This window comes from Luteimicrobium sp. DT211, assembly GCF_049844995.1.
Lineage (GTDB): Bacteria > Actinomycetota > Actinomycetes > Actinomycetales > Cellulomonadaceae > Luteimicrobium.
In genome coordinates this window covers 122165-145985 of the sequence record NZ_JBNCMC010000001.1, presented here as the reverse complement: position 1 = coordinate 145985, position 23821 = coordinate 122165, and the positions used below count along the sequence as shown (strand labels likewise).

Sequence of the window (23821 nt, the reverse complement as noted above, 5' to 3'; positions counted from 1 at the left end):
CGGGGGGCGCCCCGCCCCCCCCCCCCCCGCCGCCCCCCCCACCCCCCCCCCGGGCCCGGCGCCCCCCCCCCCCCCCCCCCCGCGGCCCGTTCCTGACGCGTCAGGTGGCTGACGGCGTCAGGCTTCGGCGGGACGGCCGACGGCCTCGGCCATCTCCTCCTCGAAGAGCGCGGCGGCGTCCTCAGGGGCGACGATCCGCGGACCGTCGAGCTCTTCGTCCGCGACAGCCGGCGCGGGCGCGGCCTGCGGGGCGCGGGCGCGCACCGCGACGGCGAGGAGCAGCACGGTCGCCGCGAGCAGGATCGCGGACGTCAGGAACGCCCGGTCGGCGCCGACGACGAACGCGTGCTGCGCGACGGCCTGCGCCGTCGAGCCCTCGGGTGCCGCGTGCTGCGTGGCGGTCGTCGCGACCGTCACGAGCACGGCCAGTCCCAGCGAGCCGCCGACCTGCTGCATCACGTTGACCAGCCCGGACGCCGCACCGGCGTCCTTCGGGTCGACGCCCTGCAGCGCGATCGCCGTGAGCGGGACGAACGCCAGCCCGTTGCCCATGCCGAACAGCAGGAGCGGGACGAGGATCGCGACGTACGACGAGTCGGCGTCGAGCCGGGAGAGCACCAGCAGCGCCACCGTGGACAGGCTCAGGCCGATCAGCATGAGCGGCTTGGGACCGACCCGCACGACGAGCGCCGCGCTGACCCGCGAGAACGCGAACAGCATGACCGTGAGCGGCAGGAACGCGAGCCCGGTCACGATGGGCGTGTAGCCCAGGACGTTCTGCAGGAACAGCGTCAGGTAGAAGAACATCCCGAACATCCCGCCGACGAGCAGGATCCGGCCGACGTACGACGCCACGCGGGTCCGGTCGGCGAACAGCCGCAGCGGCGTGATGGGCGCCGGGGCGCGGAGCTCGACCAGCACGAAGCTGAGGAGCAGCAGGCCTCCGACGACGAACGCCAGGACGGTTCCCGGGTCGCCCCAGCCGTCGCTCGCCGCGCGGATGAAGGCGTAGACGAGCGCGCTCATGCCGAGCGTCGACGTCGCGGCGCCCGTCAGGTCGAACCGGCCCCGCTGCCGCGGGGTCTCGGGGAGCACGGCGCGGGCGAGGAAGATCAGGCCGATACCGATCGGGACGTTGACGAACAGGACCCAGCGCCAGGAGACCCACTCGGTGAGCAGGCCGCCGGCGATGAGGCCGACCGCGGAGCCGCCGATGGAGACGGCGGCGTAGTAGCCGAGGGCGCGGGCGCGCTCGCGGCCCTCGGGGAACCGCGCCATCAGGAGCGCGAGCCCGGACGGGGCCGCGAAGGCCGCGCCGACGCCCTGGATGGCGCGGGCGGTGAGCAGCTCGCCGGGACCCTGGGCGAACCCGCCCGCGAGCGAGGCGAGCGTGAACAGGCCGATGCCGAGCAGGAGCGTCCGACGGCGGCCGAGGATGTCGCCCGCGCGGGCGCCGAGGAGCAGCAGCCCGCCGAACGCGAGCGTGTAGGCGTTGAGGACCCAGGACAGGCTGGTGGCCGAGAAGCCGAGGGCCTTCTGGATGTCGGGGAGCGCGACGTTCACGATCGTCGCGTCCAGCACGATCATGAGCTGGGTGGTGAGGATCGCGGCCAGCACCAGGGGTGAGGAGCTGCCGCGCCCGGCGGCTCGGGAAGCCGTCGGGGAGAGGGTGGTCAAGGGTGAGGACACGTCTGGCCTCCACGTCGTAGGATGGAGTAAGTGGAAGGAGCCTCCGGTAGACACCTAGGACTATACGGAGGGTTCCTCCGGTTGTGCAAGAGGTAATTCGAGATGAGCGCGGGTCGGCCTGTTTCCCCACCCCGGGAGCGGGCGAGTATCGTCACGGCGTACGAGGCCGCAACGGTGCGGCCGGCGCGAAGGAGGGACATCGTGGGAACGCAAGAGCCGGCTGTCCGGCCGCTCCGGGCCGATGCTGCCCGCAACCGGGAGAAGCTGCTCCAGGCTGCGACCGAGGTCTTCGCCGAGCACGGCACCGAGGGCTCCCTCGAGGAGATCGCCCGCCGCGCCGGCGTCGGCGTCGGGACGCTCTATCGCCACTTCCCCACGCGCGCCTGTCTCGTCGAGCAGGTCTACCGCCACAGCGTCGACGAGGTCTGCGCCGCCGCCCCGCGGCTGCTCGAGCAGCTCGACCCGTTCGAGGCGCTCTCCACCTGGGTCGACGGGTTCGTCGGCTACGTCAGTCGCAAGAAGGGCATGGCGTCCGCGCTGCGCGAGGCGCTCGGCCCGGAGTCCGAGGCCGTCTTCGCCGACGTCCACGAGCGCCTAGAGAATGCCGCCGCGATGCTCCTCGGCGCTGCCCAGGAGGCCGGGATGGCACGGAACGACGCCGAGCCGCTCGACATCCTGCGCTCCGTCTCGGGCATGTGCATGGCCGCGGCCGCCTCGCACGACCCCGAGCGGACCAGGCGCGTCCTCGCGCTCATCCTCGACGGCCTTCGGTACGGCGCGCCCGCGGGTGCGGAGTCCACGCGGACCGACAGCCTCGCGGCCGTCTGACCGCCACGGTGAAGGTCTCGGCGCGCTCGCACGTCCCGCCGTTCGCCGTCATGCAGGTGCTGGCGGCCGCCAACGCCCGACGCGCCGCGGGGGAGTCCGTCCTCAACCTCTGCGCGGGCGAGCCGTCGTCAGGCGCCGCGGAGCCCGTGCGTGAGCGCGCGATCGAGATCCTGCGCTCCGGCGACCTCGGCTACACCGAGGCGCTCGGCGCTCCCGGGCTGCGCGAGGCCATCGCGGGCCACTACCGCCGCTGGTACGACGTCGACGTCGACCCCGCCCGCGTGGCCGTCACGACCGGCAGCTCGGGCGGGTTCCTGCTCGCGTTCGTGGCGGCGTTCGACGTCGGCGACCGCGTCGTCCTCGCCCGCCCCGGCTACCCCGCCTACCGCAACATCCTCACGGCGCTCGGCTGCGACGTCGTCGAGCTCGACTGCGGGCCGGCCACGCGCTACCAACCCACCGTCGACCAGCTCGAGGCGCTCCACGCCGAGGCGCCGGTCGCCGGGCTGGTGGTCGCGAGCCCGGCCAACCCCACCGGCACCATGATCGAGGCGGCCGAGCTCGGGGCGCTGTCACGGTGGTGCGCGGACCACGGCGTCCGGCTCGTGTCCGACGAGATCTACCACGGCATCACGTACAGCGGTCCGGGTCAGTCGAACGGCCCGGCCGCCACGACCGCAGCGCGGTTCCTGGACGACGGCGCCGTCGTCGTCAACTCGTTCTCCAAGTACTGGGCGATGACGGGCTGGCGGCTCGGGTGGCTCGTGCTGCCGGACGGCCTCGTCGCCGCCGTCGATGCGCTCGCGAGCAACGTCGCCCTCTGCCCGCCCGCGCTCGCGCAGCACGCCGCCGTCGCCGCGTTCACCAAGGAGGCGTACGCGGCAGCCGCAGCGAACGTCGCCTCGTACGCGACCTCGCGCGCGCTGCTGCTGGGGCGGGTCGGCGAGCTGGGCTGGGACCCGGTCGCCCCCGCCGACGGCGCGTTCTACCTGTACGGGGACGTGTCCCGGTTCCTGTCGGCGGGCCCGGACGACCCGCGGCCGGCCGACTCGGTGGCCTACTGCGAGCGGCTGCTCGCCGAGACGGGTGTCGCGCTCACGCCCGGCACGGACTTCGACGGGGTCCACGGCGGGGCGTGGGTGCGGCTGAGCTTCGCGGCCGCACCCTCGACCGTCGCCACGGCCGTCGACCGGATCGTGGCGTGGCAGGCGCTCCTCCTGGGAGCCTGACGCGGCCCTGACTCAGCGGCCGCGGTCCTCGGGCCCCGGTCCCGGAGTCCTGCCGTGGTTCGCGGCGTGCTTGGCGATGTGCTCCTTGCGGACCTTCGCCACCTCCTCCTCGGGCTCGCCGAGGTCGGATCCGTCCGGGCCGGGTCCCGGGGTGCGGCCCTCCTGGTCGAGGCGGCTCGCCTCGCGCTCCGCCTCCTGCTCGGGCGTCTCGTGCAGGTCCTCCCCGCGCGCGCCCGGGCCAGGGGTGGCGCCGTCGTCCTCGCCGGTCAAACCGTCGCGGCCCGACACCAGGCCCGACGTGTCGTAGTCGTCGCTGGGCGTCGTGGTCATGTCGTCCTCCTCCGTCGCTGCAGGGGATCGCGATGGACCCTCCTCTCGATTGTCACGCCGTCCGCGCCCGGTGGCGAGCGGCCGGCGTCCTCGGCCTGACACGTTCGCGCCCTCCGCGTCGTCATACCGACATGGAGAGAGCACTGCCCGACGTCCCGGGCGTCCGGCACCGCTGGGTCGACGTCCGGGGAGCGGCGGTGCACGTCGCCGAGGCAGGGCCCGACGACGCACCTGCGGTCGTCCTGCTCCACGGGTTCCCGCAGCACTGGTACGCGTGGCGCGGGGTGGTGGGCGACCTCGCTCACGACCGCCGCGTCGTGGTGCCCGACCTGCCCGGCTTCGGGTGGAGCGGGGCCCCGACGCACGGCTGGTCGACGGCCGAGCGCGCCCTCGACACGCTCGCCCTCCTCGACGCGCTCGACCTGCGGGGGCCGGTGGACGTCGTCGGGCACGACTGGGGCGCGTGGCTCGCCTTCCGCGTCGCGCTCGACGCGCCGGATCGGGTGCGCCGGCTCGTGGCGGTCTCCGAGCTCCACCCGTGGCCGCTGCAGCGGAAGCTGCTGCCGCGCGTCTGGCGCATGTGGGTGACCGCGCTGTTCGAGGTGCCGGGCCTCGGGGAGGCGGCCCAGCGCCGTCGCGCCGTGCTGCGGTGGTTCCTGTCCCGGGACGCGCGGGACCCGGCCGTCTGGACCGACGAGCTCGTGGACGCCTACGCCGCCGTCGCGGCGCGGCCCGAGGTCGCGTACGCCGGGCGGCGGTTGCACAGCGCGTTCGTGCTGCACGACATCGCGCGGCTCGTCCTGCGCCGAGACGCGCGCCGACCGTACGTCGTGCCGACGCTGCTCCTGGGCGGGGACCGGGACGCGTACATCCCCCCGGCGCTCCTGACGCCGCCGCGGTCGCGCGCCGGCGTCCTGCAGGTGCGGACGGTGCCCGGCGGGCACTTCCTCCTCGACGAGAACCCGCGTGCCGTCGCCCGCGCCGTCCGCGACCACCTCGACGCCCGGGAGCCCGCCGTTCCGCGGGTACGATGAAGCCACAACTTCAGCTTCACGCTACTCGAACCGTGTCGGGAGAGTCCGCGCGTCGTCCGCCCCGGCGGAAGGCGTCGGACGCCGAAGGAGCAAGTCCTCCCCGGAATCTCTCAGGCCCCCGTACCGGCACGGCGAGGCAACTCTGGAAAGCGGTGCGCGCTCGCGCGCACCCACCGACGGTGCAAGTCGGCGCGCCCCGGGCGGGAACCTCCCGCGAACGGCGGACCGGCAAAACTCTCAGGTGGACGCTGCGCGTCCGGTGACAGAGCGGGGAGGGCCCAGCCCACCGGTCCGGTGTCGTCGGACCTCGCCCGCCTGGAGCACCCCGTGAACGAGCAGCACATCCCGGCCGCGTTCGACCGCGACCACTTCGCGACCCGGCACATCGGCCCGCGCGGCGTCCGCACGGGCGTCGAGGCGGCCGCCGACGGCACCCCCGGTGACGTCGCCCGCATGCTCGCCGTGCTCGGGCAGCCGTCGCTCGACGCGCTCGTCGACGCAGCGATCCCGGCCGCGATCCGTGAGGACGCCCCGCTCGACCTGCCGGCCGCGCGCACCGAGACCGAGGTCACGGCCGACCTCCGCCGGATCGCCGCGAAGAACGTCGTCAAGACGCAGATGATCGGGCTCGGCTACTACGGGACCGTCACGCCGCCGGTGATCCGCCGGAACGTGCTCGAGTCGCCCGGCTGGTACACGTCGTACACGCCGTACCAGGCCGAGATCTCCCAGGGCCGCCTCGAGGCGCTGCTCAACTTCCAGACCGTCGTCGAGGACCTCACCGGGCTCGCGATCGCCAACGCGAGCCTGCTCGACGAGGCGACCGCCGTCGCGGAGGCCGTCGCGCTCATGTTCCGTGCGCACAAGACAGGGTCGAAGGGCGCTCGCGGCGCCGCCGGCGGCACCGTCGTGCTCGACGCCGAGCTGTTCCCGCAGACCCTCGCGGTCACGCGCGGGCGGTCCGACGCCGCGGGGCTGCACGTCGTCGTCGCCGACCTGGCCGACGGGCTGCCCGAGGTCGAGGGCGACCTGGTGGGCGTCGTCCTGCAGCAGAGCGGGACGTCCGGCGTCGTGCGGGACCTGCGGCCCCTGGTGGCGGCGGCCAAGGAGCGCGGCGCGCTCGTCACGATCGCGGCCGACCTCCTCGCCCTCACGATGCTCGTGTCGCCGGGGGAGCTCGGCGCCGACGTGTCCGTCGGCTCGGCGCAGCGTTTCGGCGTCCCGCTGTTCTACGGGGGGCCGCACGCGGCCTTCATGGCGGTCCGGTCCGGCCTCGAGCGGTCGCTCCCTGGCCGCCTCGTCGGGGTCTCCGTCGACGCCGACGGCACCCCCGCGTACCGCCTCGCGCTCCAGACCCGCGAGCAGCACATCCGGCGCGAGCGGGCGACGTCGAACATCTGCACCGCGCAGGCACTGCTCGCGATCGTCGCGTCGATGTACGCGGTCTACCACGGTCCCCGCGGGCTCCGCGCGATCGCGGAGCGCGTCCACGGGCACGCCGCTGCGTTGGCGGCGGGCGCGCGGTCCGCCGGGCTGACGGTCGTGCACGACATCTTCTTCGACACGGTCCGCATCGCGGTGCCGGGCCGGGCCGAGGGCGTCGTCGACGCCGCCTGCGACGCGGGGATCAACCTCTACGCGCCGGACGCCGACCACGTGCAGGCGTCGTGCGACGAGACGACGACGACCGAGACCGTCGCGACCCTCCTGCGGGCGCTGACCGGCTCGGTGCCGGCGGACGTCGCCGCGGATGCCGCGCTGCCGGCGTGGGCGCTCCGGACCACCGAGTACCTCACGCACCCGGTGTTCTCCGCGCACCGCTCGGAGACGTCGATGCTCCGGTACCTGCGGGCGCTCTCCGACAAGGACCTGGCGCTCGACCGGACGATGATCCCGCTGGGCTCCTGCACCATGAAGCTCAACGCGACGGTCGAGATGGAGCCGATCTCCTGGCCGGAGTTCGCAGACGTGCACCCGTTCGTCCCGGCCGACCAGGCCGCCGGCTACCGCGAGCTCGTCGAGACGCTCGAGGGCTGGCTGGCCGAGATCACCGGGTACGCCGCGGTGTCGGTCCAGCCGAACGCCGGCTCGCAGGGCGAGTTCGCGGGCCTGCTCGCGATCCGCGGCTACCACCGGTCGCGCGGCGACGAGGGCCGCGACGTCATCCTCATCCCCGCGTCCGCGCACGGCACGAACGCGGCGTCGGCGGCGCTCGCGGGCCTCCGGGTCGTGGTCGTGGCGACGGCCGAGGACGGCTCGATCGAGCTCGACGACCTGCGCGCCAAGCTCGACCAGCACGGCCCGCAGGTGGCCGGGATCATGATCACCTACCCGTCGACGCACGGGGTCTACGAGGCGCACGTCCGCGACGTCTGCGCCCTCGTACATGGCGCGGGTGGCCAGGTGTACATCGACGGCGCGAACCTCAACGCCCTGGTCGGGCTGGCGCGGCCGGGCCGGTTCGGCGGCGACGTCTCGCACCTGAACCTGCACAAGACGTTCTGCATCCCGCACGGCGGCGGCGGGCCCGGCGTCGGCCCGGTCGCGGTCGCCGAGCACCTCGTCCCGTTCCTCCCGGGCGACCCGCTCGACGCCGACGCCGCGGGCGGCGTCCCGGTGTCCGCGGCGCCGTACGGGTCCGCGGGCATCCTGCCGATCTCCTACGCGTACGTCGCGCTCATGGGCCCGGACGGGCTCACCGCCGCGACCGAGGGCGCCGTGCTGGGCGCGAACTACCTCGCCGCCCGGCTGCGCGAGCACTTCCCCGTCCTGTACGCGGGACCGGACGGGCTCGTGGCCCACGAGTGCATCCTCGACCTGCGCGACATCACCAAGCGGACCGGCGTCACGGCCGAGGACGTCGCCAAGCGGCTCATGGACTACGGGTTCCATGCGCCGACGCTCGCGTTCCCCGTGCCGGGGACGCTCATGGTCGAGCCGACGGAGTCCGAGGACCTCGCGGAGCTCGACCGGTTCGTCGACGCGATGGTCGCCGTCCGCGGTGAGATCGACGCCGTCGAGCAGGGCCGGTGGGCCGTCGCGGACTCACCGCTGCGAGGCGCCCCCCACACGGCCGGCGCGCTGCTGTCGGGCGAGTGGGACAAGCCGTACTCGCGCGAGGAGGCGGCGGCCGTCGTCGGGCACGACGGCAGGGCGTCCGCGCGGGCCGCGACCAAGTACTGGCCGCCGGTGCGCCGGATCGACGGCGCCTACGGGGACCGCAACCTGGTGTGCGCCTGCCCGCCCGTCGAGTCCTTCGCCGACTGACCGCGACGTACCCCTCCCGGACGCATCCTTCGCGAAGTGGGCGTCCGCGAGGCCCACTTCGCGGGGTAACGACTAGCCTCGACACGACGAGAGAGGGAGAGCGATGACGACCTCCGTAGAGACCCCTGAGACCGAGAGCGCGGCCGAGCCGCGGCACACGCCGCTCCACGACGAGCACGTCGCGCTGGGCGCGACGCTCACCGAGTTCGGCGGCTGGCTGATGCCGCTCCGCTACGCGAGCGACCTCGCGGAGCACCGCGCGGTGCGGTCGGCCGCGGGACTGTTCGACCTGTCCCACATGGGCGAGATCCGGCTCCGCGGGCCGGAGGCGGGCCGGGCGCTCGACGTCGCCCTCGTCGGCTGGCTGTCCCAGGTGAAGCCGGGCCGGGCTCGCTACTCGATGATCGCGAACGAGTTCGGCGAGGTCATCGACGACCTCGTCGTGTACCGGCTCGCCGACGACGACTTCCTGGTCGTGGCCAACGCCTCGAACGCGCCGACCGTCGCGCGCGAGCTCGTGAGCCGCGCCGCGCCGTTCGACGTGGAGGTCACGGACGAGTCGGAGGCGACCGCGCTGATCGCGGTGCAGGGGCCGCTCGCGGAGCAGATCGTCACGGGTCTCGCGGCGGGCGACGCCGACGCCGTCCGGGCGCTCAAGTACTACGCGAGCGTCCCCGCGACCGTCGCGGGCGTCGAGGCGCTCGTCGCCCGCACGGGCTACACCGGCGAGGACGGCTTCGAGCTGTTCGTGCCAGCCGACCACGCGGTCGCGCTGTGGCGCTCGCTGCTCGGGACCGGCGCCGAGGACGGGCTCGTCCCCGCGGGGCTCTCCGCCCGCGACTCGCTCCGCCTCGAGGCCGGGATGCCGCTCTACGGGCACGAGCTCGACCTCACCACGACCCCCTACGACGCCGGCCTCGGCCGCGTGGTCCGGCTCGACAAGACCACCGACGACGGCGCCGTCCTCGAGTTCGTGGGGCGTGCGGCCCTGGCGTCGCGGCGCGGCTGCGAGCCGGCGCGCGTCCTGGTCGGGCTGAGCGCCGCGGGCCGTCGCGCGCCGCGCGAGGGCGACCACGTCGTCGTGCGCGGGCACACGCCGCAGATCGTCGTGGGAAAGGTGACGAGCGGCGCGCCCTCGCCCACGCTGGGCCACGCGATCGCCATGGCGTACGTGACGCCCGAGCTGTCCGCGGTCGGCTCGGCGCTCGCCGTCGACGTCCGCGGGCGCGAGGAGCCGGTGGAGGTCGTCGACCTGCCGTTCTACCGTCGTCCTGACAAGGCCTGACCCACCCCCTTTTCTCCGCCCCCGGACACCTGAGCCGACCACCGGAAGGACCACCATGGCCGACGAGACTTTCCCCGCCCAGCTGCAGTACACCGTCGAGCACGAGTGGCTCGACGGCTCCGACCCGGCCGTCGTCGGGATCACGTCCACGGCGGCCGAGGCGCTGGGCGACATCGTCTACCTCGAGCTGCCCGCCGTCGGCGACGACGTCACGGCCGGCGCCGTGATCGGCGAGATCGAGTCGACCAAGTCGGTCTCGGAGCTGTTCTCGCCCGTGACGGGCACGGTCGCCGCGGTGAACGACGCCGCCGTCGAGGACCCGTCGCTCGTCAACTCCGACCCGTTCGGCGAGGGCTGGCTGTTCAAGGTCGACGTGACCGAGGTCGGCCCCGTGCTCACGGCCGACGAGTACCGGGCGCAGGTCGGGTCCTGACGACGCACACCGCGACGGGGGCGGCGTCCGGCCGACGCCGGGCGCTCGTCCTCGCCGGTCGCGGCCGCTACGAGGACCCCTGGCACGACACGGCCGCCACGTCCCACGAGGTCGCGACGGCGCTCGGCGAGGTGGGCGTCGACGCGGAGGTGCGGGGGACGTTCCCCGTGGCGTTCGACGGCCTCGGCGGGTTCGACCTCGTCGTCGTGAACGCGTGCTCGACGCGCCCCGCGCCCGACGCGGAGGTCGACGGCGACGACGCCGCCTGGGACGGTGCGTTCGCCGCCCTGGGCGCATGGGCGTCGTCGGGCGGGAGGCTGCTCGCGCTCCACCAGGCGGCCAACGCCTTCCAGGACCGCCCTGCGTGGGCGGAGGCCTGGCACGGGGCGCTCGGCGGGAGCTGGGTGCCCGGCCGCTCGATGCACCCCGAGCGCGGGCGCGGGCTGTTCGACGTCCGCGACCCCGCGCACCCGGTCACGCGCGGGCTCGCCGGCCCGGACGCGCGCTTCACCGCCGACGACGAGCGCTACTCCTACCTCGACGTCGCGCCCGCGTCGCGCGTCCTCGTGACCCAGCGGCACGACGGCGTCGACCACCCGGTGGTGTGGACGCACGACGCGCACGGCGGGCTCACGGTGTACGACGCGCTCGGTCATGACGTGCGCGCCCACCGTGAGCCCGTCCGGCGGCGCCTGCTGCAGCGTGAGGCGCTCTGGCTGCTGGGCTCACCGGCGCTCTCTGCCTGAAACGAGAGACGCGGTGCGCGTCGCGGTCGTGGACCGGGACGCGCACCGCGCTCGTGGGCGGGAGACGGAGGTCAGGCCTCCTTTGCCGGGATGGCCGCAAGCAGCGCGCTCAGCGCGCTGGCCTGCGTGCGCCAGTCGTAGACGTTGGCCTTCTCCGAGCCGCTGCCGCCGGCCCAGCGCAGACCGAGCCGGTCGTCGCCGTTCCGGTCGTGCGTCCAGATCGACCCGGCCTGACGGTCGACGAACGCCTGGTACGGGTGGTCCTTCAGCGTGTCGTTCAGGTCACCCAGGTACCGCAGGAAGACGCCCTTGAACTGCTTGGCGTTGTCGTCGCAGGTGCCGGCCGGGTCGCACTCCTCCGTGAGGAGGCCGTCGGTGACCAGCTCCGGGTCGGTGGTGCCGGCGTCGGCGAGCTTGCGGACCGTCTTCAGGACGGACGCGTCACCCGTGGCCTTGTACAGCTCGACGCCGCCGCCCAGGAACACGCCCTGGTTGTACGTCCACACCGTGCCGCCGTTGTTCTTGCAGTCGGCGGTCAGGCCGTCGTTGACGAGCCCGTCGGCGTTGATCAGGCCGCTGGACGTGATCCAGTCCCAGCCGGCCTGCGACCGCGCGAGCCACGTCGTGTCGCCCTTGATGCGGTTGTGCAGCTCGGCGGTCAGGCGGACCCAGAGGCCGTTCGTGACCGCGTTCTTGTACGTCCGCTCGGCGTCCCACCAGACCCCGCCGCCGCAGGTGCTGGTGTCCCAGTACCCGTCGACGTACTCGCCGATCTTCGTGGCCATGTCGAGGTACTTCTGGTCACCGGTCAGGTCGTACGCCTGGACCCAGGCGAGGCCCCACCACTCCGAGTCGTCGATCGCGCGGCTCGTGAAGTTGCCCAGGAGCTCGTCGCCCGACAGCTGGCCCGCGGGGAACTTCCCCTTGTCCTGCTCGAACGTGCGGTCCACCTGCGGCAGGTAGCTCGTGTCACCGGTGCGCTGCATGTACTCGACCACGGTCTGCGTCGCGACGGCGGAGTTCCACCAGCTCGACGGCCACCAGGCCTTGCCGGGGTCGTAGTCGCTCATGAGCACGGCGGCCGCGCTCGTGGCGCGGACCGTCGACGCCGGGGATGCGATCAGCTGGTCGACGAGGGGCAGCAGCGCCGCCTTCGCCAGCCGGTCGACCTTCGCTTCCTTCGCGTCCGCGACGGTCGAGCGCAGCTCGGCCAGGGCGTCAGCGAGCGGGGCCGCGTGGTTGCCGTCCGTGGCGTCCTGCGCCTTGTCGACGAGGCCGAGCAGGGTCTTCGAGACGCCCTTCGTGATGTCCCCGCTCCGGGTCAGGTCGCCGATCTGCGCCCGGACCAGGTCGAGGCCCTCACCCTTGCCGATCCACTGCGACACGACCAGCTCGAGGTCCTCGCGGACGCGGTCGCTGAGCCGGCTCTGCGGCGTGGTGTCCATCGCGGCCTTGAGCGCGCGGACCTGGGCCCGCACCCCGTCCGCGTCACCGGCGTCCTCGGCCTTCTGGGCGGCGTCGACGAACGTGCCGAGCTCCCGCGCGGTGCGTGCCGGGATCGTGCGGTCGTGCCGGGCGGCGTCGACGACGCCGGCGATCTCCGAGACGAGCGGCTGGTGGGCCAGCAGCTCGACCTCGGACAGTGACGTCGCCTTGTCCTGCGACGAGGTGACGACGAGCCGGTAGTGCCCGTAGATCCCCGGGTCGGCCACGGAGAACGCCCGCGTCTGCTGACGCTCGGCGAACTTCTGTCCCTTGCGCGTGTCGAGCGTGACCCACTTCGTGCCGTCGGACGAGCCCTGCAGCTTCCACGCCTTCGGGTCGCCGCCCTTGTCGGCCGCCGACGTCAGCGTGTACATGGTCACGCGGGCCGTGCGGCCCGAGAGCGCGTAGGACACCGTGGGCTTGGCCGAGGTGAACGTCGTCGACGTGGCCGACGTGTCGTCGAACAGCGTGGCGGCCTTCGCGACGGCGTCGTCCGTCGTCGCCGTCCCCTTCTTCGCGCCCGTCACGTCCGCGAGCGGATCCGGGACCTCGTCGCCCTGCGTGATGGACGGCAGGCCGTCCTTGGCACCGGTGCCCCACGAGGACGGCGTCGGGCCCATGTCGAACACGATCGTCCCGCCGGCGGTGAGCTGGTCCTGCGTGAAGTAGGTCGAGCTCTGCGCCTTCCCGTTCACCGTGACGCCCTGGACGTAGACGTTCTTCGCGCTGTTCTTCGGCGCGTCGAGCACGAGGTCCTTGCCGCTCGGGAGGTGGATCGTCGCCTTCGTGAACAGCGGCGACCCGATCGCGTAGGTGGGGCTCCCCACCTGCAGCGGGTAGAAGCCGAGCGAGCTGAAGACCTGCCACCCGGACATCTCGCCGTTGTCCTCGTCGCCCGGGTAACCCTGGCCGATCTCGCTGCCCACGAACCCGCGGGCGAGCGCCTCGCGGACGATCGCCTGGGTCTTCGAGGGCTGCCCGACGGCGTCGTACAGGTACGGGATGTGGTGCGAGACCTGGTTGCTCAGGCCCCACTGGCCCATGCGGACCGCCTTGGCCTCGCGCATCTCGTGGATGACGCCGCCGTAGGCGCCCGGGTACTGGGCGGTCTCCGGGGTGGCGAAGAAGGTGTCGAGCTTGTCGGCGAGCTTGTCGCGACCGCCGTACAGGTTCGCGAGGCCCTGCGGGTCCTGGACGGCGTGGAACGCGAAGTTCCAGGCGTCCGTCTCCGTGTACGGGCTGCCCCAGGCGCGCGGGTCGAAGTCGGACGCCGCCTGGGCCCAGTCGCCGGACGCGTCCTTGGCACGGAAGAACCCGGTCTGCGGGTCGAACAGGCGCACGTAGTCCTGCGAGCGGTTGAGGTAGTACTCGTAGTTGTCCGCGTACTCCTGGTGGTGCGCGTCGGACGTCGTGGTGGACTCCATGAGCTTCTTCGACATCATGGCGATGCCGTAGTCGTTGAGGTAGTCCTCCAGCGACCACGACGCGCTCTCGTTCGTCGAGGACGGCGTGTAGCCGAGGAACGTCGCCTGCTCCTGGCCCTTGCGGCCCACGTTCTCGTTCGGGGGCGCCACCGAGGCGTTCTTCAGTGCGGCGTCGTAGGCCCGCTGCACGTTGATGTCGACGCCCTTGACGAACGCGTCGGCGAACGCGACGTCCGAGCTCGTGCCCGTCATGGAGTTCGCGTAGCCCGGCGCGGACCAGCGTGAGACCCAGCCGCCGTCGGCGTACTCCTGGGTCATGCCGTCCACCATCTCGGCGGCGTCGTCCGGGTACAGCAGGGAGTACGCCGGCCACGTGGTCCGGTAGGTGTCCCAGAACCCGTTGTCGACGTAGACCTTGCCGTCGACGACCTTCGCGCCGGTCTTCGTGGCCGTCGTGCCGTCGGGCGCGGGGTCGAGGCTCGTGCCGGACTGGTCGGCGTGCTTCCACACGGGCGCCGCCGCCGTGCCGGTGTTCTCGTACCCGGAGTTCGGGTACAGGTTGAGCCGGTACAGGTTCGAGTACAGCGTCGTGAGCTGGTCCTCCGTGGCGCCCTCGACGTCGATCACGCCGAGCTTGGCGTCCCACAGGTCCTGCGCGCGGTCACGGACCTGCTCGAAGGTGTCGCCGTCGGCGATCTCGAGGCGGAGGTTGCGCTTGGCCTGCGCGACGCCGATCAGCGACGTCGCGATCCGCATCTCGACGGTCTTCGTCGACGACGTGTCGAACGTCAGGTAGCCCGAGACGTCCTCGCGGCCCTTGGTGGCGAGCTTGCCCCCGGCGGTCGCGGGGCGGTCGAACGTCGCGTAGACGTACATCCGCTTGTAGCCGTTGCTCTGGCTCCCGGCGGCGACGTCGGTGTAGCCCGACAGCGTCCCGGTCTTCGGGTCCAGGGTGAGGCCGCCGTCGTCATTGACGTTGTCGAGCAGCACGTTCGACTCGTCGCCGGTGAACGTGAAGCGGAACATCGCCGCGTGGTCGGTGGGGGCGATCTCGGTCTTCATGCCGTCGTCGAAGGTCACGCCGTAGTAGTACGGGCGCGCCACCTCGTTGTCGTGGCTGAACGTCTCGGCGCGCACCGAGCGGCTCGCGTCGGGCGTGCCCGTCTGGGCCGACGGCATCACCTGGAAGGTCTGCCGGTCCCCGATCCAGGGGCTCGGCTCGTGGCTCAGGTTGAACGACTGGATCGTCGGCCGGTTCTGGCTGTCGTTGCCCTGCTGGTACTTGTACTCCCAGGTGGCCGAGCCGGAGTCCGTCGACGGCGTCCAGAAGTTGAAGCCGTGGGGTACCGCCGTGGCGGGGATGTTGTTGCCGCGGGAGAAGTCGCCCGAGGAGTTGGTGCCGCGCGTCGTGAGGACGTGGTCCGACGGGTGTGCGGACGTGTTCGCCGGGGGAGCGTCGCCGACCCGGACGTCGTCGACCCAGTCGCTGAAGTCGGCCGGCCCCGCGGCGTTGTCGTAGCCGACGAGGATGCGGTCGATCGTCTTGCCCGCCGCGACCTTGCCGATCTGGCTCCGCACGGCGTTCCACTGGTTGACGTACAGCACCTTCGAGTCGCCCTGGCCCTGGGGGTCGAGCGCGAAGCCGTTCCCGTCCGTCGCGCCGAGCTGGCTGAGGTAGGTGCCGTCCGTGAACGCCAGGTCCACCGCGACGTGCGTGCTCGCGTACGACTGGTCCTTCTCGGACGCCTCCGGGAACAGCTCGTACGAGAGCTGGGTGTCGGTCCCGACCGGCACGTCGACGTCGAGCACCTTGTTGTACGCGAACCCTCGGCCCTCGGCCGTCTGGCTGCCCGCGAGGTGCAGCGCGTGCATCCCGGTCCAGCCCGCCTGCGTCTTGGCGTCGTAGGCGTTCGCCGGGCCGGAGCCGAGCGTCGTCGCCATGGGCGTCTTCTTCGCCGGGGTCGTGGAGAGGAGCCACTCGGCGAGCTGCGTGCCGTCGCTGCCGGAGTTCTCCGTGACGCTCAGGCGGTAGTAGCGGAACGCCTGCGGCTTCTCGACGGTGTACTCGCGGGTCTCCAGGCGGTCGGCGAAGGCCTGGTTGGTGCGGGTGTCGAGGGTCGTCCAGCTGGAGCCGTCGCTCGAGCCCTGGAGCTTCCAGGACCGCGGGTCACGCTCGGGGGCGTCGGCCGCGGACGCGAGCGCGTAGGTGGCGACGGCCGCGGGCTCCTTGAGCTCGTACGTGACCGTGGGGGTCCGGGAGCCGGTGAGCCACTTGGTGCTGACCTTGCCGTCGGCGAGGTTCGCGGCGACCTCGTCGGGCGGGTTCTCGCCGCTGGCGCTCACCTTGGCGACCGTGCTCGTGATGTCGCCGGGGAAGTCGACCGTGCCGGGCTTGAGCTCCTGGACCGACGCGTCCGAGGCGACGACGTCGAGCGCCCCGCTGCTGTGGGTGCGGATCTGGAACTGGGGCGTGCCGCCGCCGCTGGTGGGCCGCGCGATGTCGACCGACAGCGTCTGCGGCTTGGCGGTGAGGGTGACCTCCTCGCCGCCCACGTCGCGACCGCCGTCGTACACGTTGAGGAACACCGTTCCGCTGCCGCTCAGCGTCACCTGTGCGCGCAGCGGGACGCCGCGGACGAGGTTCGGCATGGGCACCTGGACCCAGGTCTCGCCGGCGGACTGCATCGCCCAGTGCATCGCTGTGTCGCCGGTGTCGCTCGTCGGCTCGAGCGTGCCGGGCACGTTGCCGACGCCGTTCTGGAACGGGCCCTCCCAGGCGAGCGCGTCGGTCGCGTGGCCCAGGAGGTTGTCGCCCACCGGCGTGCTCGGGCTGCGCTCGAGCACGGTCGTCCCGACGACGCCGGACGAGCGCGGGCCGTCCGGGCCCTGCTCGGTCTGGCTGTCCCAGGTGGGCTGGGGGTCGTCCGGCTCGAAGGACGTGAAGAACGACCCGCCGCTTGACTGTGTCGCGGGTGCGTCGGGGGACGTGTGGACGGTCGCCGCGTTCGCGGCGCCCACCCCGGTCGCGCCGACCGTGAGGGCGAGGACCGGGGGGAGTGCGAGGCGGAGCCAGCGCGGCCGGCTGACGGGCCGGCCGCTTGGCGGGACGAGGGGTGGTGGAGGGGTAGCGCGAGAAGGCATCGATGACCTCGGGGCTCGGGTGCCGGGCGGCACAAAGTGACAGCGTTGTCTTTCGCCCCGTACCACATCACACCTGGTCATAAAAACTCAAGTTGCCGAACGAATTCGCACAGCGCGGGGACGGGTGAGCCCGAGCCGGACACGCCGGTCCGTGCCGCGATGGGGGCACCGGCTCACGGGAGGGCAGCGCGATGGCAGCCGACGGCGGCAGCGGTCGAAGGTCGACGGCGCTCACCTGGGCGCTCGTGTCCGCGACTGCCGTCGTGTGGGGCGTCCTGCTCCTGTGGGCCCAGGGCGCGGACAGCCCCGTCTGGGGCGCGGTCGCGTCGTACTTCCTCTTCGGCGTCTTCGCGGTCGCGGTGGTCTGGCGGATCGTGCGCGAGGCCGTCCGCAAGACCCCGACGCCGGTGCGCCGCACCGTCGGCCCGGGCGTCCAGGGTCTCGGCGAGGTGCAGGACCTCTACCTCGGACGGCGCGACGTGCCCCCGCCCACCTACGCGGCGCCGGAGGGCGTCGTCGCGGAGGCCGTGGTCGAACGGCGCGACCCGCTCGACGACCCGGTCTGGGTGGTCGGTCCCGACGGCAGCTGGACGCCCCGGAGCGAGGTCGGCGGCGCCTGAGCCGCGCGCCGCGGTCGGCCCGTCAGGGCCCGGGCGTCTGCGGCTTTCGGACGGGCCGGAACCAGCCCGTGCTGTGCCGCGGACATCGGTCGGGCAGGTGTCGACGCCGCTGTTCTCGCCCGCCGACCAGCATCCGCGACAGCAGCCGGAGGCGCGTTCGGAGCAGGATGACCAGCACGAGCCCGATCGCCGCGACGAGCGGCCACACCGGGTCGGGCCCGTAGCTGTCGGGAATGGGGTAGTTGCCGTCGCTCAGCCCCGCCGCGCGCTCGAAATGGTTGCGGGAGATGGGGAAGAAGGCCGTGTCGGTGTAGTAGCTCACGGGGAAGGCGAGCGGGCCGCCCCCGAGCGTGAAGACGGCCCACTGGTCGAGGTGGTGGGTCTCGTGGCGAGCCAGCAGCTCCGCGTCGGTGGTGCTGGTGAAGATGTCGGGCCCGAACCGGACGAAGGACTCCTCGCCCGCCCCGAATGCGTACACGTTGGTGGTCCGCTGGCGGTCCTTCGCCGTGCCCGTCCAGTCGGGGATCCAGGTCACGAACGTGTCGCCGACCGTCGTTCCCCCGCCGGTCCGGGGCGGCCACCAGAACGTGACGATCAGGGGCGGCCCCGCGCACTGCCGCATGCCCAACACGGCGCTGGTGAGCAGTGCGCCGCCGCTCATCGGCGCCACGACGACCTGCCGGATCGTGTCCCAGACGGGCGCGGTGGAGTCGTCCGGCGACATTGCCGGGTCGGGCTGGACGTCGCCGTTCGTCGTGATCTCGCTCCGGCACTCGATCGGGCCCGGCGTCAGGGCGACGTAGGCCCGCGTGACGGCGCCGACGCACAGCAGTGTCACGAACACGAGCACGGCGACCCGTCCGACGCCGCGGTGCCTGCGACAGGTGGCGCAGATCGCCTCTCGCTCACGCGCCCTGCGACGCACCGGCGGCAGCAGCCAGAGCAACCCCAGGACACCGAAGCAGAGGAAGACGGCGACGGCCCAGCCGAGGCCGCTGGGAACCCGCCACACCGGCGAGCGGCCGGGATCTGAAGGAGACGGGGCCGGGTCCGCCGGTGGGACGGCGTCGGGGAGTCGGGGTGGTGCTTCGGACGGCAACGCTGACCCCCGTCCTCGATGACTGATCGTGGTGTGACGTTACGTCAACTCGCGCGTGAGCCGCACGACGACCTCGTAGTGGTGCGTCTGCGGGAACATGTCGAGCAGCCGGACGTGCGTGGGCCGCAGCGACGGCATCGCGGCCAGGTCCTTCGCGAGCGTCACGGCGTTGCAGCTCGAGTAGACGACGTCGCGCACGCCCGACGCCTCGAGCCAGCCCGCCAGCTCCGGCCCGATCCCGCGCCGCGGCGGGTTGACCACCACGAGGTCGGGGACGTCGTCGGGCGGGGCGGCCAGAGCGAAGGCGGTCGCGTCGTCGGCGACGAAGCGCGTGCCCGGAAGCCCGGCGTCGCGGGCCGTGTGCGCGGCGCTCGCGACGGCCTCGCGGCTCGTCTCGACGCCCACCACCTCCCGGCCGGGTGCCGCGCAGCGCAGCGCGAACCCGCCGACGCCGCAGTACAGGTCCCACACGCGCGCCGGCGCGGCCTCGTCGACCCAGGCCGCGACCTGGTCGTAGAGGGCGGCCGCGACGGTGGTGTTCGTCTGGAAGAAGCTCTGGGGCCGCAGGTGCAGGTCGAGCCCGCCGACCTGCATCCCGAGCGTCTCGCGCTCGGTCAGCACGAGCTCGAGGTCGCCCTCGAGGATCGCCTTGTGCTCGGGCTGCACGTTCACCGACGCGACCGCCAGCCCCGGGAGCGTGTCGCGCAGCCACCCCAGGTGCTTGCGGATGCGGGCGACCGGCTCCTGCGAGCGCAGCACCCACCGGACCATGAGCTCGCCCGACGGCGCCTGCGTGACGATGAGGTACTTGAGCTCGCCTCGCCTCGCGGGGACGTCGTACGGAGTCAGCCCGGCGCGCGTGACGAACGCGGCGAGCGGCTCGAACGTCGCCTGCAGGCTCGCGGGGTACAGGCCGCAGTCCGTCAGGTCGACGCCCGTCGCGCCCGAGCGGTCGCGGTGGTCGAGGATCCCCAGCACGGGTGCGTCGACCGTCCCCGTGACGACCATCTTTGCCTTGTTCCGGAAGCCCGACTCGGGCCCCGTGAACGGGACGAGCCAGACGGCGTCCCCGCCGCCGACGCCGTCGAGCAGCTCCCGGCATCGCCCCACCTTGTCCGCGACCTGCGTCGGGTACGGCTGCCCCATGAGCGCGCACGACCGGCACTCGCCGGCGTCGAAGTGGGGGCACTGCACGCCACGAGCCTACGGGCGCGGGCCGGCGCGGCGGTCCGGTGGGGCGGGGGTATTGCGCCGAAAGGAGCCTTGCGCCACGGTTGCGCACGGGGAGCGTCTTTCCTCTCGACCGCACTCGCCGACCCGGGCGCCGGCGCCCGGACGCGTTCACGCCCGAGGTCGAGGAGGCGTGGACCGCGTGCTATGTCCTCGTCTCCGGCGAGATGAAGGACGCGATGGCGACCGCGTCGGTCTGAGCGGGAGGCCGTCCCCCCGGGGGATGACGCGCACCGCTGCGGCGTCGGCCGCCGGGCCGACGCCGTTCGGCCGCCCGCTGCCTACCGTCGGTCGGGTGCCTGATCATCCGCTCGGCCGTGCCGCCGTCGTGCCCGTCGCCAGCCTCCTGCTCGGCGGCCTCACCGCCTACGCCCAGGGCTTCCTGCCCGACGCGCTGGCGCCGGTCGCGAACTCCGCATGGGCCTGGACCCTGCTCGCGGCGGTCCTCGTCGCGTGGGCGCGCCCCGGCGCGGGCCTTGCGGCGGTCCTCGGCGCCGTGAGCCTGGTCTTCCTCGTCGTCGGTTACGCCGGCGCTTCCCACCTGCGCGGCCTCACGTACGACCCGACCCGCTTCGGCGCCGTCGGGCTGGTCGTGGGCCCGCTCGTCGGCGTCGCCGCGGCCTGGCTGCGGTCCACCGGCGTCCGCGCCGCGCTCGCGACGGCGCTGCTCGCGGGTGTCGGGATCGGGGAGGGCGTCTACGGCCTCACCACGGTCGCGGAGACGACGGGCGTCGGCACGTGGGTGGCGGCCTGCGTCGTCGCGCTCGGCCTGCTCGCCGTGATGCTCGCGCGGCGGCTGCGCGGGGCGCTGCCCGTCGCGATCGCGACGGGTGGCACCGTCGCCGTCGCCGCGGTGTTCGTCCTCGCCTATCGCGCGCTCGGCTGACGCCGAGCCGGGACGCGCTCAGGCGGGCGGCCGCGCGAGCCGCTGCGCGGACTCGAGCAGCGCGGCGTGCACGAACGCCTGCGGCAGGTTGCCGCGCAGCTGGCGCTCGCCGACGTCGTACTCCTCGGCGAACAGTCCCGCGGGCCCGCAGGCCGCGGCGGTCCGCTCGAACCAGCGGAACGCCTCCGCGCGGTCGTCCTCGTACCACCAGGCGAGCGCCGTCGTGAAGCCGCACAGGAGGAACGCACCCTCGGCCTCGCCGAGCGGCCGCTCGTCGGGCGAGAACCGGTACACGAAGCCGTCCTGCACCAGCTCGCCGGTGACGGCCCGCACGGTCGCCCGGGTCCTCGGGTCGTCGGCAGGGAGCGCGCCCCGGACCGGCGCGAGCAGCAGGCTCGCGTCCGTGCCCGGCGCCCCGGGCCGGCGTGCCCACGCGCCGTCGGGCCGCAGGCACCGCTCGGACGTGCGCGCGAGGATCCGGTCCGCCAGCGTCGCGAGCTCGCCCGCCCGGTGTCGGTCGCTCACGGCGGCGGCCGACCGCAGGCCGGCGACGACGGCGAGCCGGGACTGTGTCCACCACGCGTCCTCGAGCTCCCAGATCCCCGCGTCGGGCTCGTCCCAGCGGTCGCGGGCGACGTCGCACAGGATGCGCAGGGCCCTCCTGCCGTCGGCGTCGAGGTGGTCGAGCGCCGCGGCGCGCGCGAGCAGCTGGATCAGCTCGCCCACGGTGTCGAGCTGGAACTGGTCGACCACGTGGTTCCCGACGACGTCCGAGCCGCCCGGGTAGCCAGCCAGGTCGAGGCGGCGCTCGCGGGGGAGCGGGCCGCCGTCGACCGTGTAGGCGGGGGCGAGGGCCGGGCCGTGCTCGAGGATGCGGGCGACCGCGAACGAGACGGCGTCGTCGAGCAGGGGGTGGGGGTGGTCGACGGCGGCAGCGTGCCCCGCGTACGCCTGGTCGCGCAGCCACACGTAGCGGTAGTCGTAGTTGCGCCCGCCGGCGGCCCGTTCGGGGAGGCCGAGGGTGGCGGCCGCGACCATCCCGCCGCCGGGGACGGTCAGACCCCGGAGCACCGCGTAGGCGTGGCGGGCGTCGCGGGGGCTGACGGTCGCCTCGAAGGACGGCACCGCGTCGGCCCACCACCGCCGGGTCGTGGCCCACAGCTCCTCCGCCGCCGGCGGCTCGTCGTCGCCCCGGTCGAACGGCCGGTCGGAGATCTCGAGCAGCAGGTCCCGGCTCGAACCCGCCGGGAGCGTGGTCTCGAGGAGGAACGCTCCGCGCCACGGGCCCGACCGTGGGCGTGTCGCGTCGTCGGCGCCCCACCACCGGAACCAGAGGCCCCCGACGCGGCCGGTCCACGCGCGCCCCCAGGCGCGGCCGGCGTCGTCGTGCAGGCGGGCGCCGCGCACCCGGTCCGCCCCGAACCCCGCCCGCAGGTCGAGCACGACGCGCAGGGGCGCGTCCTCGGTGTCGGCCCGGACGGTCCGGAGCAGCCGGACGACGTGCGGATCACCGGGGGCCACGAGCGCGTCCTGGCTCTCGACGACACCGCCCGGCGTCACCCAGCGCGCGCCCCACACGAGCGTTCCCGCCTCGTACGCGCCGCCCGCCACGTACGGCACGAGGGGCGTCACCGCGTAGACGCCCTCGCCGCCCACGAGCGCGGCGAGGACCGCGTCGTCCTGCCAGGTCGGCGCGCACAGCCAGACGACGTCGCCCCGCGGTCCGACGACGGCGCCCCGGTGGCCGTCGCCGAGGAACGCGTAGTCGCGCTGGGGGTGCGGCCCGTAGCTCGCCCAGGCCCGGGGCGCCCGCGGTGCGGGTTCGCCGCGGGGCGACGGGCCCGCGCGACGGGTCATCGTCGGCTCGCGGCGCTCGCAGACACCCCGACGAGCGCGGCCACGGCGCCGGCGGTGAGGCCGAGCGCGCGGCGGTGCCGGGTGGCCCATGCCTGGAGGCTCGACCCGTGGGAACGGTCGTCGAACAGCCCGTGGGACCCGAAGTCGCGGCCTCCCTCGCCGTCGGCCGGCTGCCACAGGTTCGCGGGCTGGTCGGGCGGGCGCGGGTCGGACGTCTGCTGGGACGTGAAGCCCGTCCGGGCGAGGTACCGGTCGAGCAGGCCCGGAACGACGGCGTTGAGCCCGATCGTCCCGGCGGTGCTCGCGCCGATCCACCACTCACGGCGCTGGGGGTGGTCGACGGCCCAGGCGACGGCGCGCGCCGCGACCTCGGGCTGGTAGATCGGGGGGACGGGCTGCGCCTGGTGCGGCAGCCGCGACAGCACCCACGAGAACTGCGGCGTGTTCACGGCCGGCATCTGCACCATCGTGATCCGCACGCCCGACCTCTCGTGCAGCAGCTCGCAGCGCACCGACTCGGTGAAGCCCTGGATCGCGTGCTTCGCGCCGCAGTACGCGCTCTGCAGCGGGATGCCGCGGTAGGCGAGCGCGGAGCCGACCTGCACGACGACGCCCCGGTCCCGCGGCCGCATCCGCCGCAGCGCCGCGAGCGTCCCGTACACGTAGCCGAGGTAGGAGACCTCGGTGACGCGGCGGAACTCGTCGGGCGCGATCTCGTGGGCGGGCGCGAACACGGACGTGAACGCGACGTTGACCCACGTGTCGATCGGCCCGGCCTCCTCCTCGACGCGCGCCGCCGCGGCCTCGACCGCGTCCGCGTCCGCCATGTCGACCTCGACGACGAGCGGCGTCGCCCCGGCGGCGGCCACGTCCCGCGCCGCTCCCTCCAGCCCGGCCCGACCGCGCGCGAGGAGGGCGACCGTCCCCCCGCGGCGCGCCAGCCGGACGGCGGTCGCGCGCCCGATCCCGCCGCTCGCTCCCGTCACGACGACGGTCCCACCGTCCCGGCTCTCGCTGCTGGTCGACATACCTCGATTCAGGCACGGCCGCCGGGCGCTCGCACGACGGCGACCGGTTGCGGTCCGGGTTCCGTGCCCCGAGACTGAGGCCACAACTGCAGACCTGCACGGAACCCCACGCAGGTGCCGGCGCGCACGGCGGTACACCGCCCGAAGATTTCTTCCCGAACTCGCGTCATGAACCCACGTGTCCTCCGTCTCTCCATGTACCAACACCGT

At 73.7% G+C, this 23821-nt stretch carries 16 protein-coding genes and 1 riboswitch; of the genes, 9 read left to right on the top strand and 7 right to left on the bottom strand.

The window, feature by feature from the left end:
- Positions 1 to 117: 117 nt before the first annotated feature.
- A complete protein-coding gene (locus tag ACLQ14_RS00655; RefSeq protein WP_425808818.1) occupies positions 118 to 1689 on the bottom strand; it encodes an MFS transporter in 1572 nt (523 codons plus the stop codon).
- Positions 1690 to 1890: 201 nt separating this feature from the next.
- On the opposite strand from ACLQ14_RS00655, the gene ACLQ14_RS00650 reads away from it, so the two are divergent.
- Together ACLQ14_RS00650 and ACLQ14_RS00645 are read left to right on the top strand one after the other, a co-directional pair.
- Positions 1891 to 2517 carry a TetR/AcrR family transcriptional regulator gene (locus tag ACLQ14_RS00650; protein ID WP_425808816.1) on the top strand — a complete coding sequence of 209 codons (627 nt, stop codon included), beginning with the start codon at positions 1891 to 1893 and terminating at the stop codon, positions 2515 to 2517.
- An 8-nt stretch (positions 2518 to 2525) separates the two neighbouring features.
- Positions 2526 to 3746 (top strand): pyridoxal phosphate-dependent aminotransferase, encoded by a 1221-nt coding sequence (locus ACLQ14_RS00645; protein ID WP_425808814.1) that lies wholly within the window; start codon positions 2526 to 2528, stop codon positions 3744 to 3746.
- Positions 3747 to 3758: 12 nt separating this feature from the next.
- Here the strand turns inward: ACLQ14_RS00645 and ACLQ14_RS00640 are convergent, their stop codons facing one another.
- Positions 3759 to 4076 (bottom strand): hypothetical protein, encoded by a 318-nt coding sequence (locus ACLQ14_RS00640; RefSeq protein WP_425808812.1) that lies wholly within the window; start codon positions 4074 to 4076, stop codon positions 3759 to 3761.
- 131 nt (positions 4077 to 4207) lie between these two features.
- On the opposite strand from ACLQ14_RS00640, the gene ACLQ14_RS00635 reads away from it, so the two are divergent.
- From ACLQ14_RS00635 to ACLQ14_RS00615, 5 genes are all read left to right on the top strand, one after another.
- Positions 4208 to 5110: an alpha/beta fold hydrolase gene (locus tag ACLQ14_RS00635; RefSeq protein ID WP_425808810.1), complete on the top strand. Its 903-nt coding sequence runs from the start codon at positions 4208 to 4210 to the stop codon at positions 5108 to 5110.
- A 26-nt stretch (positions 5111 to 5136) separates the two neighbouring features.
- A riboswitch (glycine riboswitch) is annotated at positions 5137 to 5246 on the top strand.
- Positions 5247 to 5437: 191 nt separating this feature from the next.
- Complete coding sequence (gcvP, locus tag ACLQ14_RS00630) at positions 5438 to 8377, top strand: aminomethyl-transferring glycine dehydrogenase (RefSeq protein ID WP_425808808.1); 2940 nt, start codon at positions 5438 to 5440, stop codon at positions 8375 to 8377.
- A 103-nt stretch (positions 8378 to 8480) separates the two neighbouring features.
- Complete coding sequence (gene gcvT, locus ACLQ14_RS00625) at positions 8481 to 9662, top strand: glycine cleavage system aminomethyltransferase GcvT (protein ID WP_425808806.1); 1182 nt, start codon at positions 8481 to 8483, stop codon at positions 9660 to 9662.
- A gap of 55 nt (positions 9663 to 9717) precedes the next feature.
- A complete protein-coding gene (gcvH, locus tag ACLQ14_RS00620; protein WP_425808804.1) occupies positions 9718 to 10095 on the top strand; it encodes a glycine cleavage system protein GcvH in 378 nt (125 codons plus the stop codon).
- Positions 10092 to 10841 carry a ThuA domain-containing protein gene (locus ACLQ14_RS00615; protein ID WP_425810170.1) on the top strand — a complete coding sequence of 250 codons (750 nt, stop codon included), beginning with the start codon at positions 10092 to 10094 and terminating at the stop codon, positions 10839 to 10841. Before gcvH ends, ACLQ14_RS00615 begins: the two co-directional genes overlap by 4 nt.
- 71 nt (positions 10842 to 10912) lie before the next feature.
- Here ACLQ14_RS00615 and ACLQ14_RS00610 read toward each other — a convergent pair whose 3' ends face one another.
- Positions 10913 to 16768 (bottom strand): GH92 family glycosyl hydrolase, encoded by a 5856-nt coding sequence (locus tag ACLQ14_RS00610; RefSeq protein ID WP_425808802.1) that lies wholly within the window; start codon positions 16766 to 16768, stop codon positions 10913 to 10915.
- A gap of 314 nt (positions 16769 to 17082) precedes the next feature.
- On the opposite strand from ACLQ14_RS00610, the gene ACLQ14_RS00605 reads away from it, so the two are divergent.
- Entirely contained in the window at positions 17083 to 17511 is a 429-nt protein-coding gene (locus ACLQ14_RS00605) for a hypothetical protein (RefSeq protein ID WP_425808800.1), read from the top strand.
- Positions 17512 to 17533: 22 nt separating this feature from the next.
- On the opposite strand, the gene ACLQ14_RS00600 is transcribed toward ACLQ14_RS00605, so the two are convergent.
- Both ACLQ14_RS00600 and rlmC read right to left on the bottom strand, forming a co-directional pair.
- The gene (locus ACLQ14_RS00600) at positions 17534 to 18361 is read right to left on the bottom strand and encodes a hypothetical protein (RefSeq protein WP_425808798.1); all 828 of its coding nucleotides are present in this window, start codon (positions 18359 to 18361) and stop codon (positions 17534 to 17536) included.
- A 288-nt stretch (positions 18362 to 18649) separates the two neighbouring features.
- A complete protein-coding gene (gene rlmC, locus ACLQ14_RS00595; RefSeq protein ID WP_425808796.1) occupies positions 18650 to 19804 on the bottom strand; it encodes a 23S rRNA (uracil(747)-C(5))-methyltransferase RlmC in 1155 nt (384 codons plus the stop codon).
- 331 nt (positions 19805 to 20135) lie between these two features.
- On the opposite strand from rlmC, the gene ACLQ14_RS00590 reads away from it, so the two are divergent.
- Positions 20136 to 20726, top strand: coding sequence for a DUF6518 family protein (locus ACLQ14_RS00590; RefSeq protein WP_425808794.1), 591 nt, complete (start codon positions 20136 to 20138; stop codon positions 20724 to 20726).
- Positions 20727 to 20744: 18 nt separating this feature from the next.
- Here the strand turns inward: ACLQ14_RS00590 and ACLQ14_RS00585 are convergent, their stop codons facing one another.
- Together ACLQ14_RS00585 and ACLQ14_RS00580 are read right to left on the bottom strand one after the other, a co-directional pair.
- The gene (locus ACLQ14_RS00585) at positions 20745 to 22583 is read right to left on the bottom strand and encodes a glycoside hydrolase family 15 protein (protein ID WP_425808793.1); all 1839 of its coding nucleotides are present in this window, start codon (positions 22581 to 22583) and stop codon (positions 20745 to 20747) included.
- Complete coding sequence (locus tag ACLQ14_RS00580; RefSeq protein WP_425808791.1) at positions 22580 to 23611, bottom strand: SDR family oxidoreductase; 1032 nt, start codon at positions 23609 to 23611, stop codon at positions 22580 to 22582. The genes ACLQ14_RS00585 and ACLQ14_RS00580 overlap by 4 nt, the downstream gene beginning before the upstream one ends.
- Positions 23612 to 23821 lie beyond the last annotated feature (210 nt).